At 67.9% G+C, this 16,605-nt stretch carries 16 protein-coding genes; 6 read left to right on the forward strand and 10 right to left on the reverse strand.

Annotated features, from left to right (window positions below):
* The first annotated feature begins 40 nt into the window (after window positions 1–40).
* Window positions 41–2,488, forward strand: coding sequence for an FUSC family protein (locus AC3AP7_RS09870; protein ID WP_475763532.1), 2,448 nt, complete (start codon window positions 41–43; stop codon window positions 2,486–2,488).
* A 60-nt stretch (window positions 2,489–2,548) separates the two neighbouring features.
* Here the strand turns inward: AC3AP7_RS09870 and AC3AP7_RS09875 are convergent, their stop codons facing one another.
* The gene (locus AC3AP7_RS09875; protein ID WP_475763530.1) at window positions 2,549–2,734 is read right to left on the reverse strand and encodes a hypothetical protein; all 186 of its coding nucleotides are present in this window, start codon (window positions 2,732–2,734) and stop codon (window positions 2,549–2,551) included.
* Between the two features lie 163 nt (window positions 2,735–2,897).
* Window positions 2,898–3,380: an Lrp/AsnC family transcriptional regulator gene (locus AC3AP7_RS09880; RefSeq protein ID WP_475763528.1), complete on the reverse strand. Its 483-nt coding sequence runs from the start codon at window positions 3,378–3,380 to the stop codon at window positions 2,898–2,900.
* A 132-nt stretch (window positions 3,381–3,512) separates the two neighbouring features.
* On the opposite strand from AC3AP7_RS09880, the gene AC3AP7_RS09885 reads away from it, so the two are divergent.
* Window positions 3,513–4,226 (forward strand): cysteine dioxygenase family protein, encoded by a 714-nt coding sequence (locus AC3AP7_RS09885; protein WP_475763526.1) that lies wholly within the window; start codon window positions 3,513–3,515, stop codon window positions 4,224–4,226.
* Window positions 4,227–4,462: 236 nt separating this feature from the next.
* On the opposite strand, the gene AC3AP7_RS09890 is transcribed toward AC3AP7_RS09885, so the two are convergent.
* From AC3AP7_RS09890 to AC3AP7_RS09910, 5 genes are all read right to left on the reverse strand, one after another.
* Window positions 4,463–7,084, reverse strand: coding sequence for a mechanosensitive ion channel family protein (locus AC3AP7_RS09890; protein WP_475763524.1), 2,622 nt, complete (start codon window positions 7,082–7,084; stop codon window positions 4,463–4,465).
* A 172-nt stretch (window positions 7,085–7,256) separates the two neighbouring features.
* Window positions 7,257–7,904, reverse strand: coding sequence for an NAD(P)-dependent oxidoreductase (locus AC3AP7_RS09895; RefSeq protein WP_475763522.1), 648 nt, complete (start codon window positions 7,902–7,904; stop codon window positions 7,257–7,259).
* A 79-nt stretch (window positions 7,905–7,983) separates the two neighbouring features.
* A complete protein-coding gene (locus tag AC3AP7_RS09900) occupies window positions 7,984–8,448 on the reverse strand; it encodes an Rrf2 family transcriptional regulator (protein WP_475763520.1) in 465 nt (154 codons plus the stop codon).
* A gap of 101 nt (window positions 8,449–8,549) precedes the next feature.
* Window positions 8,550–8,951 carry a BCAL1086 family glycoprotein gene (locus AC3AP7_RS09905; protein ID WP_475763518.1) on the reverse strand — a complete coding sequence of 134 codons (402 nt, stop codon included), beginning with the start codon at window positions 8,949–8,951 and terminating at the stop codon, window positions 8,550–8,552.
* A gap of 329 nt (window positions 8,952–9,280) precedes the next feature.
* Window positions 9,281–10,927, reverse strand: a complete 1,647-nt coding sequence (locus AC3AP7_RS09910; RefSeq protein ID WP_475763516.1) for a sensor histidine kinase — start codon at window positions 10,925–10,927, stop codon at window positions 9,281–9,283.
* A 365-nt stretch (window positions 10,928–11,292) separates the two neighbouring features.
* Here AC3AP7_RS09910 and AC3AP7_RS09915 point away from each other — a divergent pair, with 365 nt between their 5' ends.
* Together AC3AP7_RS09915 and crcB are read left to right on the forward strand one after the other, a co-directional pair.
* A complete protein-coding gene (locus AC3AP7_RS09915; RefSeq protein ID WP_475763514.1) occupies window positions 11,293–12,495 on the forward strand; it encodes an ammonium transporter in 1,203 nt (400 codons plus the stop codon).
* A 172-nt stretch (window positions 12,496–12,667) separates the two neighbouring features.
* Complete coding sequence (gene crcB, locus AC3AP7_RS09920) at window positions 12,668–13,048, forward strand: fluoride efflux transporter CrcB (RefSeq protein WP_475763512.1); 381 nt, start codon at window positions 12,668–12,670, stop codon at window positions 13,046–13,048.
* A gap of 12 nt (window positions 13,049–13,060) precedes the next feature.
* Here the strand turns inward: crcB and AC3AP7_RS09925 are convergent, their stop codons facing one another.
* Window positions 13,061–13,438 (reverse strand): helix-turn-helix domain-containing protein, encoded by a 378-nt coding sequence (locus AC3AP7_RS09925; protein ID WP_475763510.1) that lies wholly within the window; start codon window positions 13,436–13,438, stop codon window positions 13,061–13,063.
* A 286-nt stretch (window positions 13,439–13,724) separates the two neighbouring features.
* Here AC3AP7_RS09925 and AC3AP7_RS09930 point away from each other — a divergent pair, with 286 nt between their 5' ends.
* A complete protein-coding gene (locus tag AC3AP7_RS09930; protein ID WP_475763508.1) occupies window positions 13,725–13,913 on the forward strand; it encodes a hypothetical protein in 189 nt (62 codons plus the stop codon).
* 484 nt (window positions 13,914–14,397) lie between these two features.
* Complete coding sequence (locus tag AC3AP7_RS09935; RefSeq protein WP_475763506.1) at window positions 14,398–15,219, forward strand: IclR family transcriptional regulator; 822 nt, start codon at window positions 14,398–14,400, stop codon at window positions 15,217–15,219.
* A 124-nt stretch (window positions 15,220–15,343) separates the two neighbouring features.
* On the opposite strand, the gene AC3AP7_RS09940 is transcribed toward AC3AP7_RS09935, so the two are convergent.
* Both AC3AP7_RS09940 and AC3AP7_RS09945 read right to left on the reverse strand, forming a co-directional pair.
* On the reverse strand, window positions 15,344–15,808 hold the full coding sequence (locus tag AC3AP7_RS09940) for a hypothetical protein (protein ID WP_475763504.1): 465 nt from the start codon (window positions 15,806–15,808) through the stop codon (window positions 15,344–15,346).
* Window positions 15,809–15,875: 67 nt separating this feature from the next.
* The gene (locus AC3AP7_RS09945) at window positions 15,876–16,436 is read right to left on the reverse strand and encodes a peroxiredoxin (RefSeq protein WP_475763502.1); all 561 of its coding nucleotides are present in this window, start codon (window positions 16,434–16,436) and stop codon (window positions 15,876–15,878) included.
* Between the last annotated feature and the right edge of the window lie 169 nt (window positions 16,437–16,605).

Raw genomic sequence — 16,605 nt, forward strand, 5'->3', positions numbered from 1 at the left:
GTCGCTCCTTTTCGTCGCAGCAAGCAACTCCAGGCAGTCGATGCGCTACTCCATAGAGATAAGAAAATTCCTCTATAGCCAGTACTTTTATGGCGGACTGCGCATCGCGGTCGGCATCTCGCTGCCGGCCGTCGTCTGCCTGCTGCTGTTTCACGACCGCGAACTCGGCTTCACGATCGCCACCGGCGCGCTGGGCGCCTGCGTCGTGGACATGCCGGGGCCGCTCAAGTACAAGCACAACGAGATGCTCGCGTGCAGCGTGATCGGCGCGCTCGCCGCGCTTGCCACCGGGCTTGCCACGCTCAATCCGGTGGTGCTCTGGTGCACGATCGTGCCGCTCACGTTCGTGCTGTCGCTGATCGTCGTCTACGGCAACCGCTGGCCGCAGATCAGCTTCGCCACGCTGTTCATGATGATCCTCACGCTGGAGGACCACTTCTCGCCGCAGCAGGCGCTCGTCAACGCCGCGTGGATCCTCGCCGGCGGGCTCTGGTACACGTACTGGTCCACGCTCGTGAGCCGGCTGATGATGCACCGCATCGAGCAGCAGGCGCTCGCCGAAAGCGTGTTCGCATGCGCGGACTACCTGCTCGCGCGGGCCGACTTCTACGATCTCGACAACGAACTCGGCGAGTGCTACCGCAATCTGGTCGCGCGGCAGATCGCGGCCGTCGAGCGCCAGGACGCCGCGCGCGACATCGTGCTGCGCAATCTGCCGAAGCTGCGGCGCGGCGTGCTCGAACCGCGCCGCGCGATGCTGTTCAACCTGTTCATCAACACGGTGGACCTGCACGAGCTGTTCGTCGGCGCCCACACCGACTATCCGCTCGTGCGCAACACGTTCGGCGGGGCGGACGTGCTGGTGTTCTATCGCGACCTGATCCGCAAGGCCGCGGCCGATCTCGAGGAGATCGGCCTCGCGGTGCTGCAGAACCAGCCGCCGGGGCGGCGCCGCGTCAATGTGAAAGCCGAGCTGCGCGCCATCGAATACGAACTCGAACTGATGCGCAAGCAGGCGCTGCCCACCGCGAATCCCGAAGCCTACGCGGCGGTCTCGGCCACGTTCCGGCGCATCTGGAGCGCCACGCGGCTGATCGACAAGATGCGCCAGAGCCTGTCGAGCGAAGCCCGCACCACCGAAACGGAGCTGCGCCTCGACCAGGCGCTGTCGCGTTTCGTGTCGGGCCGGCGCGTGCCGTTCGGACAGATTTTCTCGAACCTGACGATGGCCTCGCCGAGCTTTCGCCACGCGCTGCGCGTGACGATCGCGGTCGCGGTCGGATTCTGGATCGGGCGTCTGCTGCCGCTCACGAACGCTTACTGGATCGTCATGACGAGCGTCATCATTCTGAAGCCCGGCTACTCGCTCACCAAGCAGCGCAACGGGCAGCGGATCGTCGGCACGCTGATCGGCTGCACGGCGAGCATCGCGCTCATCATGTTCGTGAAGGACCCGCACATCCTGCTCGTCGTGATGTTCGCGTCGATGGTGATGAGCTACAGCCTGCTGCTGTTCAATTACGCCGCAAGCGTCGTGTTCACGTCCTCCTACGTGCTGTTGCTGTTTCACCTGCTTGCGCCGGGCGGGCTGCGCATCATCGGCGAGCGCGCAATCGACACGGTCGTGGGCTGCGCGATCGCGATCGCCGCGAGTCACCTGTTCCCGTACTGGGAATACCGGCTGATGGGCAAGCTCGTCAACGCGATGATCGCCGCCACCCGGCAATATCTCGAAGCCAGCTGGTGGTGGAGCGGCAAGCCGGAGGCGCCGCTCGCCGCGACGCTCGTCACCGAAGCCGGCGCGCGCGCGCCGGCAGCCGCGCTCGCCGCGTCGACATCGCCCGCCCGAGCCGGCGCGGCAGGCGCGCGCCCTGCGGGCGCTGCGCGCGGCGGCGCGGGCGCGCTGCCGCCCGACCTCGCGTCCGCCGCCGCGGCCGCGCAGTCCGGTGCGGAGCGCAAAGCGGGCAACGCGGCCGCCTCGGCTGCGGCGTCGGCGCTGGCGCGCGATTATCGCTACCGGCTCGCGCGCAAGAACATGCACGTCGCGTTCGCGAACCTGGGACAGGCCTTCCAGCGCATGATGCTCGAGCCGAAGTCCGCACAGAAATTCGTCCCCGAACTGAACGACCTGCTGGTGCAGAGCCACGTGCTTGCATCGCAGATCACCGCGACGGCGCTGCTGTTGCGCACGAGCGCCCAGCAACCGCCGACGGTATCGCTCGAACCGCTGCACCGGATGCTCGACATCGTGCGCGACAATCTTGCCCAGGCGGAGGCCGGCGTCGCGCCGCCGCCCGACCGGCTCGAACAGACGCGGCAACTCGCGCGCGAACTCGACCAGATGGTCGTCGACGCGGAGACATCGTCCGGCCAGTCCGCCGACGCGGTGCACGAACTGAAACTGCTCGCCCATCAGGGCAAACAGATGCTCGCGGCGGCCAGTCTGATCCGCAAGGATGCGAGCGTGATCCGCCTGCCGGACGCATGACGCCGCACACCGCCCGCGCGTAGGCCTGCGCGCACGGCGCTGCGAAGCGCGCGCGGCGAACTACTGCGCCGCGCTGCTCGCGCTGACCGCCGTTGCCGGCGCGGCGGGCGTCGCCGCCATTTCACGATCGTACGCAAGCTTGCCGCTGATGGCGTTGTAGAGAATGGTCGCGATGACCAGCAGCACGACCACGACGATAAACACGGCCAGGCCGAAGGTGGGATTTTTCCTGCGCGATTCGTTCATGAGGCGGCTCGACTCTCGAAGAACAGGCAAAACAGGCAGAACGCGGGGCATTCTACGCCCGGCGGGCTTGCATCGTGCTTGCATAGTGCTTGCATCGGGCTGGCGTGCAGCGCCGCCGCCCGGTCGCAGCGCGCCAGACAGCGGCCCGGTAACGCCGCCGCGCCTAGCGGCCCTCGGCGATCGCCGCGGGCCGCACCGGCAGCGCGGTCGAATATTTGAGCTGCTCCATCGCGAAGCTCGAACTGACGTCGTGCAGCGGCACTGCCGCGATCAGCTGCTTGTAGATCCGGTCGTAGTCGCCGATGTCCGACACCACCACTCGCAGCAGGTAGTCGGTTTCGCCGCTCATCCGGTACGCTTCGACCACTTCGGGAATCGCCGCGACCGCGCGCGTGAACAGTGCCGCCCACGCTTCGGTGTGCTCATTCGTGCGCACCGCCACGAACACCGTGGTGCCGACCCCCAGCTTGCGCGCATCGCACAGCGCCACCTGGCCGCGGATCACGCCCGTGTCCTTCAGGCGCTGGACCCGCTTCCAGCACGGCGTCTGAGACAGGTTCACGCGTTGCGCGAGTTCGGCGACCGGCATCGTCGCGTCCTGCTGGAGCAGTTCGAGCAACTTGCGGTCGATGATGTCCATTCCCATGTCATTCCCCTGATAGAAAAATATTCTATGAACCATGGAGATCAGGGAATTATATGGAAACTCTTTCTCGACGGAAACCGGTATAAAACAGGTATCCCAACCTTGGCCGTTTTCGTGCCCCTGCTTTCCGCCATGAGCCAGCCGATCCTCTCGCCGACCCCCTCCAGCGCGCCGCCGACTCGCCATCCGGCGTCCGGCGGCCCGGGTGCCCCGCTTGCCTCGGGTGCCTCGGGTACCGCTGTTTCTCCCGTTTCCGCCCTTTCGTCCCGCGGCGCGCGGGCGCGCCGGAACCTGCCCCGCACGCCGCTCGAGCGGCTGTGCGACGCCGTCGACGCCGCGTTCGCGCCCGGGGCCGCCGACCCGACCCGCAGCGCGCACTTCGCGCAGGCGCTGCGCGAAGCGCTCGGCGAAGTCGCCGCGGATGCCCGCTGGCTGCCGGACGCGCAACGCGAAGGCGGCGCGCAGACCTATCGTCGCCACCTGCTCGCAGCCGACCCGCGCGGGCGCTACGCGGTCGCCGCGCTCGTCTGGATGCCGGGGCAGGCGAGCCCGATCCACGCGCATCAGACGTGGTGCGGCTACGCGGTTCTGGCGGGCACGCTCAGCGAAACGCTCTATGACTGGCACGAGGCGCAGCAGCAGGCGCGGGAAGTCCGCTCGCATGCCCGGGCGTGCGGCGCGGTGTCGTTCGTGCGCGCCGGCCGCGCGAGCATTCACCGGCTGGGCAATGCGGGCAGCGCGCCGGCGGTGTCGCTGCACGTCTACGGCGTCGAAGCCGCGCACCTTGGTTCGCACGTGAACGACCTGCTGCAGCCGGTCGCGCCGCCGCCCGCTCACGCCCAATAGGTCCACTTTTCCGCAAACACCGGGGCACTTCGCCGGTGTGCCGGTGTGCCGGTGTGCCGGTGTGCCGGTGTGCCGGTGTGCCGGTGTGCCGGTGTGCCGCTGTGCCGCTGTGCCGCTGTGCCGCTGTGCCGCTGTGCCGCTGTGCCGCTGTGCCGCTGTGCCGCTGTGACGGGGGGCGGGGGCGGGGGCGCGCCTGCGCGTGCATCGCTGGCGCACCGGGCCCCTCCGTCGGAGCGCTAGGGCTGCCGGTCGCCGGCAGTCGGGATCTGTGGCGACACCGGCATCTCCTGCGCGGTGGGCGGCGGCGCCGGCCGCGGTGCATGGGCCAGGTCACGCGCGACGCCGCCGCTCTCCGCCCCAGACACCCCAGACGCCCGAATCGCCCCAGACATCCGCGCCGCCGCGGCCCGCGCCGCCTCCGGCCGCGCGTCGTGCGCAGCGCCATCGTCCTGCATGAACGCCTGCCCCTCCTCGTCGTTCGACGACATGAACACGCGCATCTGCGGCACCGGAATGTCGATCCCCGCCGCGTCCATCTTGCGCTTCAGGCGCAGGTTGAACGCGCGCGCGACGCTCCATTGCTGCAGCGGCCGCGTCTTGATCTGGCCTTTGACGACCATCCAGTTCGGGTCGAAGCGGTCGAGCCCCCACACCTCGACAGGCCCGAGCATCTCGTGACGGTAGCGCGCATCGGCGAGCAGGTCCGCGCCGACCTCGCGAATCATCCCGGTCACCTGGTCGACGTCGGTCGAGAAGCTCATCCGCACTTCGAACACCGCATACGCAAAGTCGCGCGACAGGTTCTTCACGATCTTGATCTGCGAAAACGGAATCGCGTGAATCGCCCCCTGTCCGTCGCGCAGGCGCACCGTGCGTAGCGACAGATGCTCGACCGTGCCGGCGTGCCCGCCGTCGACGTCGATCCAGTCGCCGACCGAAATCGTGTCCTCGATCAGGATGAAAAGCCCGGTGATCAGGTCCGTGACGAGCGACTGCGCGCCAAAGCCGATCGCAAGGCCGATCACGCCGGCGCCGGCGAGCAGCGGCGTCACGTTCACGCCGAGATTCGCGGCGGTGACGATGCCGGCAATCGTGACGATCATGGCGAACAGCGCGTGGCGCACCAGCGGCAACAGCGTGCGCGCGCGCGTGCTGCCGTTGCGCGAGCGGTTGCGCGCGCCGCCGGGGCTCAGCGCCTCGGTGATCGCGGTATCGACCAGAATCCACAGCAGCCACGCGATCAGCAGCGTCGCCACGATCGCCATGACCGCGTGCGCAATGCCGCGCGCGGCGACGTTCTGCTCGACCGTCCGCGCGAGCGACACGCCCCACAGCCGCGCGGCCAGTTCGAAAAACGCCAGCCAGACGCACAGCGTGACCAGCGTGCCCGCAAAGCGCAGGAGCCGCGTCAGATAGGGCGAGCGGCGCCGCCGCCGCGCGTCGCGCACGCGCGTGATCCGCAGCACGACGGCCGACAGGAAGAACGCCAGCACCAGCAGCAGCGCGGTCACCAGCGAAATCTGCAGCACGTTCTCATTGGTGCCCGCACCGCCGATCGTCGCGCTCACCGACGCCCCCGCGAGCAGCAGCACCGGCACGTGCCATAACGACGCGAGCACGTCGAAAGCCTCGGTGGCGGCGCGATGATCGTGACGCACGTCGTATGCGCGGTTGCGGATCAGATGCGCGACCGGCCGCCGGAACGCCAGTGCGAAATAGCCGGTCAGCACGGCGGCGCTCATGTTCGCGATCGTCGAGATCAATCCGGCGAGATGCGTGCCGAGCTGATGCGCGACGTCGTAGTTCACCGCCGCATCGCCGAACGCGCCGCACACGCCGATCGCGAACAGCAGCCGGCGGGCCTGCTCCAGCAGCACGCGCACCGCGACGCGCCGGTGCCCGGAGCCGAACAGCGAGAACATGATCAGGCAGATCGCGGAGAACACCGCGCCGGCGACGATTGCATACGCAACCACCATCCCGAGCGTGCGGCCGAGCGCCACCGGCATCGCATGCGCGAACACCAGCGCCGCGACGAACGCGACGATCCACGGGCCGACCCGCCGCAGCGCGAACACCAGCAGCGCGCTGGTCGACGGATCCGGCGCAAGCCCGACGCCAATACCGAGGCGCCGATGGATCCGGCGCTGCAGCGCGATTAGCGCCCACGCGCACGCTCCCCAGCCGGCGAGCATCGCGGCCATGTCGGCGACGATCCGGCCCAATGGCTGCGGCCCGTCGCCGGCGACGATCGCGTACAGTTCGTCGCCGGCCGCGTCGAAGCGTCCGGCCCATGCGCGCAGCGGCGTGCGTCCGTGCTGCACGCCCGATTCGAACGACGCGATGCCCGACGCGATCGCGCCCAGCAGCCCCGGATTCGGTGGCGGCGGCGCGCCCGGCGCGACGTGGCGCGTGACGTCGCGCAGCTTCTTCAGTTGCGCGACCAGCGCCGTGCGTTGCCGGTCGTTGTCGAGCGTGGCGATCACGCCGTCGAGCTCATGCGCGAGTTGCGCCTCGCTCGCCGGCGACGGCGTCGACGCGGCATCCGCCGCCGAAGCCGGCGACGTCACGGTAGCGCTATTGATGAGGCTTTGCAGCGCCGGAATCACCGGCGTGCCGGCGGCGGCGTGCGCAGCCGGCGAGGCCAGCAGCACGCACAGCATGACGCGCCGCCACAGCGCGCCCGCGCACAGCGCACGCGCGAAAACGGCGCACGCAGTCAGGTCATCCAGGCACAAGAGGCCGCGCCGGCTCGCGCGGGCTGCGGGCAGCACGCGGATGCAGGCGCGCCACGCGCAAACGAGACCGGCACGGGCAAACGAGGCCGCCGGTGCGCGGCGCATCGGACAAGACTTCATGGGAATCCGGGACGTAACGGCAGGCGCCAAGTGTAGCGGCTGATGCCAGTCGGATCCGTGTCGATGCGTAACCGATTGTTAGCGCGCTTGCGTGCGGCGCGGGGCGTTCCGCCCGGTAGCCGGGACGCCCCGCGCGCCCGCGCGTGCCGGCACACCCCTGGGGTAAAACCGCTCAGTACGCCGCCGTCGCGATCGTGCGTACGTAGCGCCCCTGCTCGATTTCGTCGACGAACGCGATCGCGTAGTCTTCGGCCGAGATGCGGCTCTCGCCCTGCGCATCGGTCAACAGCGTCGCGGCACCGGTGCGGAACGCACCGGTGCGCTCGCCCGGCGCAATCAGCGCAGCCGGCGCGAAGAACGTCCAGTCGAGATCCGCGATGGTGCGGTAATACGTGAGCGCGTCGCGATGCGCGAGCGCCACGGCCTTGTACGCATCGGGAAAGCCGGCCGTATCGACCAGTTGCGTACCGGGCGCGACGAGCAGCGAGCCCGCGCCCCCCACCACGACGATCCGCTTCAGACCCGCCGCGCGCACACCGTCGACCAGCGCGCGCGTCGCGGACGCGAGCACAGCCGCATCGTCGCGCGGCGGCGCGTAGGCACTGGCCACCACGTCGTGCCCGCGCACCGCCGCGGCGACGCTCGCTGCGTCCAGCAGGTTGGCCGCGACGCCGCGCAGGTTCGCGCCGCCGGCGGGCAGGCGCGCCGGCTCGCGCACCAGCGCGCTCACCTGATGGCCGCGGCGCGCAGCCTCGGCGGCAATGCGCGAACCGATCATGCCTGTTGCGCCAAACAGCGCGATCTTCAATGCGGTACTCATGTGCATGCTCCTGACTTTAAAAGTAACTATATTAGTTACATATAAGATGAAAAAAGGGGACGCCCCCCTCCCGAACGCCCTAGCGATGCTCGCCCGCCGCCCGGCGTTTGCGCTCGCGCTGCTGCTCGGTACGGACGACGTCCGCCGTCGCATCCGCCAGCGTGCGGGAGGCCAGCGCATGCTCCATGGCCTGCTGCGCCTCGCCGATAATGCCGCGCAACACGTGCTGGATATTGCGCCCCACCATGCACGCCGGATTCGGCTCCTCGCGATGCAGCGCAAACAGTTGCGCGTCGTCGACCGCGCGGTAGACGTCGAGCAGCGTGATCTTCTGCGGCGCGCGCGCGAGCAGCGCGCCGCCGCCCGCGCCGAGTTGCGACGTCGTCAGGCCCGCGTCCGCGAGCATCGACAGCAGGCGCCGGATCAACGCGGCATTCGTGTTGACGCTGCCCGCAATGACTTCCGACGACAACGGCACACCGTCCTGCAGCGACAGCAACGCCAGCACGTGAACCGCGAATGCAAACCGGCTGCTCGTATTCATCACGCACCTGCCTTGCGACGATATGTAACCATATTAATTACACTTATGCCGGCTGTCAACGACACGGCTTCGATGAACGGAACGCGGCGCAAGCGCGTCGCTCAGTTGCCCTGCGACGCGGGCGCGTCGCTCGCACCGGACGCCGCGGCGGCCGACGACGCGACCGTGTTCGACCATTGCTGAAGCTTGCGGCCCATCGCTTCGAGGCGCGCGCCGCTCGCCGACGCGGCTTGCGCGAGACCGGCATTCGCGGCGCTGGCGGCGCCTTGCAGATGCGCCTGCGCGGCGGACGCGAGCGTAGCGGCGTCGACAGGCATCGACGGCGCGGACGCCGCGTCGATGCCCTGCTTCGTCGCATCGACCTTTTGGCCGACGAAGCTCGCCGCCTGATCGAGCGCCTGCTTCGCCTGCTGGGCGGCGGCGTCGGCCGTGGCGGCCGGCCCGTTGCCGGCTGCGTCGTGCTTCCCGCACGCGCTTAACGCGCCCAGAACGAGGGCGGCCATGAGACCGCTGCGCACGAGTGTGTTTCGGATCTGTTCGGTCATGGTCGGATCTGTACCCTGGAAAGCGATTGCGATTCGGTTGCGATTGGGTTGTACTTCGGGCGCACTTCGGGTGCGTTCAGCCGGTTCGTCCATCATACAGGCGGCATGCACCGCGCGCCGCGGCACAACGCCGCCCCCAGCGCGAAGCACGGTTGCCGGTTTTGCGCTGCCGGTTTTGCGCGGTCATTTTTAGCACTGCTCATCATAACGGAAAGCTTCTCGCCGGCGTGCGCGCCTTTCCGGGCACACGCGGCCCGGCCGCGCGCACAACGCGGCCGGTGCGCGCGTCACAGGGTGCCAAACCCAGGCGCGTCGTCGACGAGGGCATCGGCGGACTCACGCGTCTCGCGCGCGGGCGCCTGCGGCAATGAAAAATAGAAAGTCGTGCCGACGCCCTCGGCCGACTCGGCCCAGATGCGTCCGCCGTGCCGCTCGATCACGCGCCGCACCAGCGCGAGGCCGATGCCCTCGCCGGCCGCCACCTGGCCATGCAGGCGCTGGAACGCGCTGAACAGGCGCGGCATCGCGACGGCCGGAATGCCGAGCCCGTTGTCCGCCACGTAGAAGATGTGCAGCGACTGCACGCCAGGCGGCGCCGCGGTCGTGCCGATCTCGATACGGCCCTCGCGGCCCGGATCGAGATAGTTGACCGCATTGCCGAGCAGGTTTGCGAACACCTGCTCGAGCGAGGTCGGATCGCCCCACACCGGCGGCAGCGGATGCACGGTCACGCGGGCATTGCGCGCGCGGATCGACGCCTGCATCGCGTCGACCACGCGCTGCACGAGATCGCCGACGCCGACCGGCTGGCGCCGGTACTCGACACGCCCGACGCGCGAGAGCCGCAGCAACGCGTCGATGATGTGCGACGCGCGCAGCACCGCCGTCTGCAGGAAATGCAGCGCCTCGCCGATATCCTCGTCGACGAGGCGCTCGATCGTCGCGCGCGGCGCGGGCGCGAGCGGCGAGTCGCGCAGCACGCCGCGCAGGTCGTCGCAGGCGTGGCGCAATTCGTTCGAGAAGCCCTGCAGGTTGACGAGCGGCGCACGCAGGTCGTGCGACACGCTGTAGATGAACATCTCGTTCTCCTGCGTCTGCTGGCGCAGCGTCTCGTTGATGCGCACGAGTTCGTCGGCGCGCCGCGCGAGGTCCGACTGGTAGCGCGCCTGCAAGCGCTCCGCTTCGAGCAGGCGGCGGCTCGTCTCCTGCAGCGCCGCGCCGAGCTGGCCGATCTCGTCGCCCCCCGCGTCGACCGGCGCGAGCAGTTCGTTCCCCGCGAGCCGGCCGGTGTTGTCGGCAAGCCGCACGAGCCGGCCGCGCACGCCGCGTGTGAACAGCCACACCGCGAGCGCGATGAACACCAGCGAGCCCAGCACCGCCGCGCCGACCAGAAGCTGCTGACGGGTGCGCGCGGCATCGGCTTCGGCCGCGCGCTGCGCGTCGAGGCGACGCTCGTCGGCCTGAAACGTGGCGATCTCCGCGCGCACCGCATCGAGCGCATCGGCGCGGACCAGTTCGTTCACGCGCGCCAGCACTTCGGCGCGATGTCCCGCATGCAGCAGATCCTGCATCCGGTCGGACCACTGGCGATACCCCTGCACCGCTTCGCGCACCTGCTCGACCCGCTCGACCTGCGCGGGATTGTCGGCCACGAGGTCAGACAGCTGGTCGATGCGGCGATCGAGATCCGTCCATAGCGTGACGGGCTCGTCCACGTCGTCCTCGCCGCGCAGGATCGCGCCGCGCAACCGCACGGAATCGAGCAGGACCGGCTCGAGCACGGCCGCGCTCCCGCGCAGCACGTCCTCGCCGTGCAGGCTCCAGCGCTCGGCCTGTGCCACCTCGGACTGCGCTTTCACCAGCCCGGCGAGGATCGCCAGCTCGAACAGCGCGGGAATCGCGATCAGCAACAGCCCTTTCGTTGTCAGTCTCATGCGTGGTGCGAATGGGTTCGGAGGCGGTTTGCCGGGCAATGCGGCAAACCATTATGTCGGCCTTTGTGCCCCATGACAAAACCCGTCGCGCAAAACGGCACATTGTCAGCCAAATGAAATAACAAAATGCAAAACGCCATAAGAGGGAATTCATGCCCCATTTCGGTATTCATGCACATTTGATGTGCATTTGCGCACACCAGCCGGCGCCGCGCGAACGCCTGTCACGCACCAGTTCCGGTATGGAAAAGCCACATCGGTGCGTTTTCGCACCGGATTAACGCGTGCCGCGCGTCGTCTCGCCCCACTTTGGCCCAGAACTTGCATTCCTCGTCCGATTTTTTGGCGCTTGCGGAAACTGAACGATGGAAAGTCTGAAATCCGGTACCGATACCCTCTTCCTGCTGCTAGGCGCGGCCATGGTGCTGGCCATGCACGCAGGCTTTGCCTTTCTGGAACTGGGCACGGTGCGCAAGAAAAACCAGGTCAATGCGCTCGTGAAGATTCTCGTCGACTTCTCGGTGTCGACCATTGCGTATTTCTTCATCGGCTACACGATCGCCTATGGCGTGCAGTTCTTCGGCAGCGCGACGTCGCTGGCCGAGCACAACGGCTACGCGCTCGTACGCTTCTTTTTCCTGCTGACCTTCGCGGCGGCCATTCCGGCGATCGTGTCCGGCGGCATTGCGGAGCGCTCGAAATTCAATCCGCAGTTGTGCGCGACGTTCATCCTCGTCGGCTTCGTCTATCCGTTCTTCGAGGGCATCGCATGGAATAACCGCTTCGGCGTCCAGGCCTGGCTCACGCAGACCTTCGGCGCGCCGTTTCACGATTTCGCCGGCTCGGTCGTCGTGCACGCGTTCGGCGGCTGGGTCGCGCTGCCCGCGGTGCTGCTGCTCGGCGCACGGCATGGCCGCTATCAGCGCGACGGCCGCATCGCCGCCCATCCGCCGTCGAACATTCCGTTCCTTGCGCTCGGCGCATGGGTGCTCGCGGTGGGCTGGTTCGGCTTCAATGTGATGAGCGCGCAATCCATCGACAAGATCAGCGGGCTCGTCGCGGTCAACTCGCTGATGGCGATGGTCGGCGGCACGCTCACCGCATGGCTCGCCGGACGCAACGACCCGGGCTTCACGTACAACGGTCCGCTCGCCGGGCTGGTCGCGGTCTGCGCGGGCTCGGACGTCATGCACCCGCTGGGCGCGCTCGTCACCGGCGGGATCGCGGGGGCGCTGTTCGTCTATATGTTCACCTGCGTGCAGAACCGCTGGCGCATCGACGACGTGCTCGGCGTGTGGCCGCTGCACGGCCTGTGCGGCGCGTGGGGCGGCATCGCGGCGGGCATTTTCGGCCTGCGCGCGCTCGGCGGCACCGGCGGCGTGTCGCTCGCCGCGCAGTTGATCGGCACGCTCGGCGGCATCGCGATCGCTACGCTCGGCGGCACGCTCGTGTACGGCGTGATCCGCGCGACAGTCGGCTTGCGGCTCGACCAGGAAGACGAATTCAATGGCGCCGACCTGTCGATCCACAAGATCTCGTCGACGCCGGAGCGCGAAACAGTCGGCTAACGCCGCGCGCGCACACCGCCGCGCGCCGTCCGATGATAGACTGGCGCGCCTGGCCCCCTTCCCGTCAGCCCCGCGCCGTGCGCGGCATGCGCCCCGCATCATCGCGCGCGGCCGGCGGGCGGCGCCGAAGACCCGCGGCTGGCGGGCCGCGAGATTTCACATTCGATTCTCCATGTATCTGTCTATTCTGGCCGTCGGTCTCGGCGGCGCACTCGGCTCGCTGCTGCGCTGGGTCCTCGGGATCCGGCTGAACGGCCTCTTTCCGTCGTTGCCGCTCGGCACGCTCGCGGCCAACGTGATCGCGGGCTACGTGATCGGCCTCGCAGTCGCGTTCTTTGCGCGGCTGCCCGCGCTCGCCCCCGAATGGCGGCTATTCGTCATCACGGGCCTGATGGGCGGCCTCTCGACGTTCTCGACGTTCTCCGCCGAAGTGGTGCAGCGCCTGCAGGAAGGCCGCCTCGGCTGGGCAGCCGGCGAAATCGCCATCCACGTCGGCGCGTCGCTGCTCATGACAACGCTCGGCATCGCCACCCTTTCCGCCTTCGCACGCTGAGCGCGCGCGGCCTCAGACCTCGGGGAGCCCGTGAAGCTCCAGCCGCGATCCACGCTGGATCCGCGCGGCGAAAACGTTGACCCATTCGATCAGCAATTCCCGGTCTGCCCGATGCAGACGGCCGAGCACCGAGGACAGCGCGACCGCCTGATCGCTTTCCCGGTCGGACGTTTCCGTGACCAGTTGCGCAATATCGCACTGATAGATCTCCGCCAGCGTGGCGAGGCGAGCCACGGTCAGATTGGCCACGCCGCGCTCCATCCGCGAGATCGCTTCCTGGCCCACCCCCAGGCGTTCGGCGACCTGTTCCTGCGTATAGCCTGCGAGCGCCCGGCGGCGCGCGATGGCTTTTCCTATCGTTCGAGCCACGGTGTTTTTGCTCTTGTTCATTCCCATCTCCTTGCGCCAGATACAACCCGAATAGTGGCAATGCCACCACTTGACATGAAGGACTTGAACGGTTGTAATCACTCAACTTTTCAAGTGGCAAACAATGTCGTTATTCGGCCTAATAGCGCTTATCGACGGCAGCGTTGTTTCAGGCGACGCCATCCAGAATGAAACGCGGAACACTGCGCGAAACCGAACGCGGGTCAACCCGCCAGACAGAACGACAACGAATGCCGACATGCGCCGAGGAAGCGGGACACGCACGCGTCGGAACCACGGAGGCGGGGTGGCCAGAGACCCTGTTGCGGCAAGCACGCGATTGCCGGAAAAGCTGCCCGCGCCCCTGCGTCATCGCGCAGCCCGAGCCGATCTGATTAATCACCTGCTGATCCTCGTCGGCATAGCCTCGTTCTCGCTCGCCCTGATCCTGCTATTTGCAGCGCTGCTAATAGATATCAGGACTTTATTGAAATGAAATGCGGGTAAATCATTCGGTGTACAGATCGATTCAGAGTGGGCTGCATCTGGAACGGCCGTTCAGGCCGGCTTTGTTGCATCGTTGTTGCATTCCGGCCGGACAAAAAAAAGGCGTCACGTGACCGTGACGCCTTAAAAAGTTCTAGCCATTCCGAGGGCCGTGCTAGAACCTGAGAGACGGGATCCAAAAGCCCGGTACGCGAGACGCGCACATTACCCAAAAAATGGGATTTAGGCAGACTTCCGAAACTGGATTCCATTTTTTATGGTAATGCTGACTAAGTCAAGCAAAATATAAAGATAAGGCCCAAGGCCGTTGTTAACCATCAACTACAATGATCTACGGGCATCGGCGCAATACCGATGCGCCATAATGGTGCGGGTTCGGCGCTACCATCTGTTGTTCGGCTGCACCGTACAATTTAGAATTCTGAAATGTAGTTTCATTTTCGCTAACATACGCCGACATGACCCGACACCCGATGCCCGTTAGCACCACCGACCCGGTCAAGGAAAAAGACAATTCGGGAGACGAAGTCGCGGCGCTCGCGCGCGGCCTGACCGTGTTGCGCTGCGTCGCGACCGCGGAGGCGCCGCTCAGCAATCGCGAACTGGCCAGTCTGACCGGCATTCCGAAGCCCTCGGTGTCGCGCATCACGGCCACGCTCGTTCACTCCGGCTATCTGTCGCGACTGCCGGACAGCGAGCGCTTCATGCTGACGTCGTCGGTGCTCGAACTGAGCCACGGCTTTCTGCGCAACTTCGACATCCGCGCGCGCTCGCGGCCGTTTCTGCTCGAACTGGCCGAGCAGACTTCGCTGTCCGTGCATCTGGCCGTGCGGGACCGGCTCGACATGGTCGTCATCGACGCGATCAAGCCGCGCTCGGCCATTCTCGTCTCGCGGCTGGATGTCGGCTCGCGGATCAACCTGGGCCGCACCGCGGTCGGCCGGGCCTACCTCGCCGCATTGCCGCCGGCCGAACGCGACACGCTGATCGCGTGCCTGCGGGCGACCGAAGGCGACGACGGCTGGCCGCTCGCCGGGCGCATCGACAGCGCGCTGCAAAGCATCGCGGAGCAAGGCTATGCGATCGCGACCGGCGAGTGGTATGCGGGGTTGAATGCGATCGCCGCGGCCTTCGTCGGGCCGTCGGGCGAGCGCTATGCGGTCAATTGCGGCGGCGCCGCGCAGCAATGCCCGCGCGAATGGCTGATCGCGCATGCCGCGCCGCTGCTGCTCGACTGCGTCGCGAAGATCGTCGCCGAAATCGGCGGCACGCCGGAGCGGCGGCTCGAAAACTAGCGCAGCGCACGCGCCCACGTCACACGCGCTACACGCGCTACACGCGTCCCGCGAGTCACACGCGCCACGCGCTTGCCGTGGCAGGGCGCGCGCGCCAGCCATGCCGCGCACGGCGCGCGGGACATCACAGCTTCTGCGTCATCGCGAGCCCGATGATGCGCGACCACTGCCGCGCCTGTCTGCGGTCGCGCATCGGCAGCGGCCACACCGCATGCCGCGCGTCGCGCACCTTCAGCGCAAGCTGCCAGCCGGAGCCGACCGCTTCGACCTCGGCACCCTGCAGGTCCGCGAAGATGTACTCGCCGCGTTCGCCGCCCAGTTGCACGTTGCACAGCCGCTTGCCGGCCGCAAGACGCAGTTCGCCCCAGTCCGCCGCCAGCCGGTGGGTCCAGTCGCCGTCCGCGATATTCGACGCCACCTCGCGCCGCCGCTGCAGCGCATAGCCGAGCGCAGCAGCCAGCACGAGCGCCGCGCTCACCGCCGCGCCCACCGCGACGCCGGCGCCGAACTGCCGCGACAGTCCATCGAACGCCCGCACGGCGCCATAGGCCAGCGCGGCGAGCGCGCCCAGCACGACGAAGACCGGCATCAGCGACGCGCCTCGCGCATCCGTGCGGAACCGTCCGTCCCGCGCGCGCGGCACGCAGCCGGGCGCGCTATTGCCGGTGCGTCGCGGTCCACTGCTTCAGCGCTTCGAGCGTATTGGCGACGTGCTTCTCCGGCGACAGGCTCGTGTACTCGTAGATGATCTTGCCGTCCGGCGCGATCACGTACGACACGCGGTCGGCCATCGTGCTGGCAAGCGGCATGCGCGCATCGTAGGCGCGAATCACCTTCGCGTCGGGATCGGCCGCGACCGGGAATTTGCTGCGGCACTCGCTGACCGAAAATTTCGTCAGCGTGGCGATGTTGTCGTGCGACACGCCGATCACCGTCGCGCCGTACTTCTTGTACTCGTCGACCGCCTCGGCAAATTCGTGCGCCTCGATCGTGCACCCCTTCGTGAACGCCGCCGGATAGAAGTACAGCACGACCGGCCCCTTCTTCAGCGCGTCGGCCAGCGTGTACGTGAACGTCTTGCCGCCCAGCGACGCCTGCGCAGTGAAGTCAGGCGCCGCATCGCCCGGCTTCAGCGTGGCCGATGCCGTGGGCGCGTGCAGCGCGAATCCGAGCGCGACGGCGCCCGCCAGCATGAATGACATGAACCTGTGTTTCATCTCGACTCCTTTCGATGCGTTGACGCACGGCGCGTGCGCACCGCGCCTGGACTGCGGCCGGCGTGGTCGCCGGCACCGCCGCGCGCGGTCGCGGTCGCCGCGCGCGCTGCCATCCGCTATTGGATCACGTTCGGCCAACGCCCGCAGTCCCGCGCACACGGCGTCAGGC

Source organism: Paraburkholderia sp. PAMB 6770 (genome assembly GCF_057748135.1).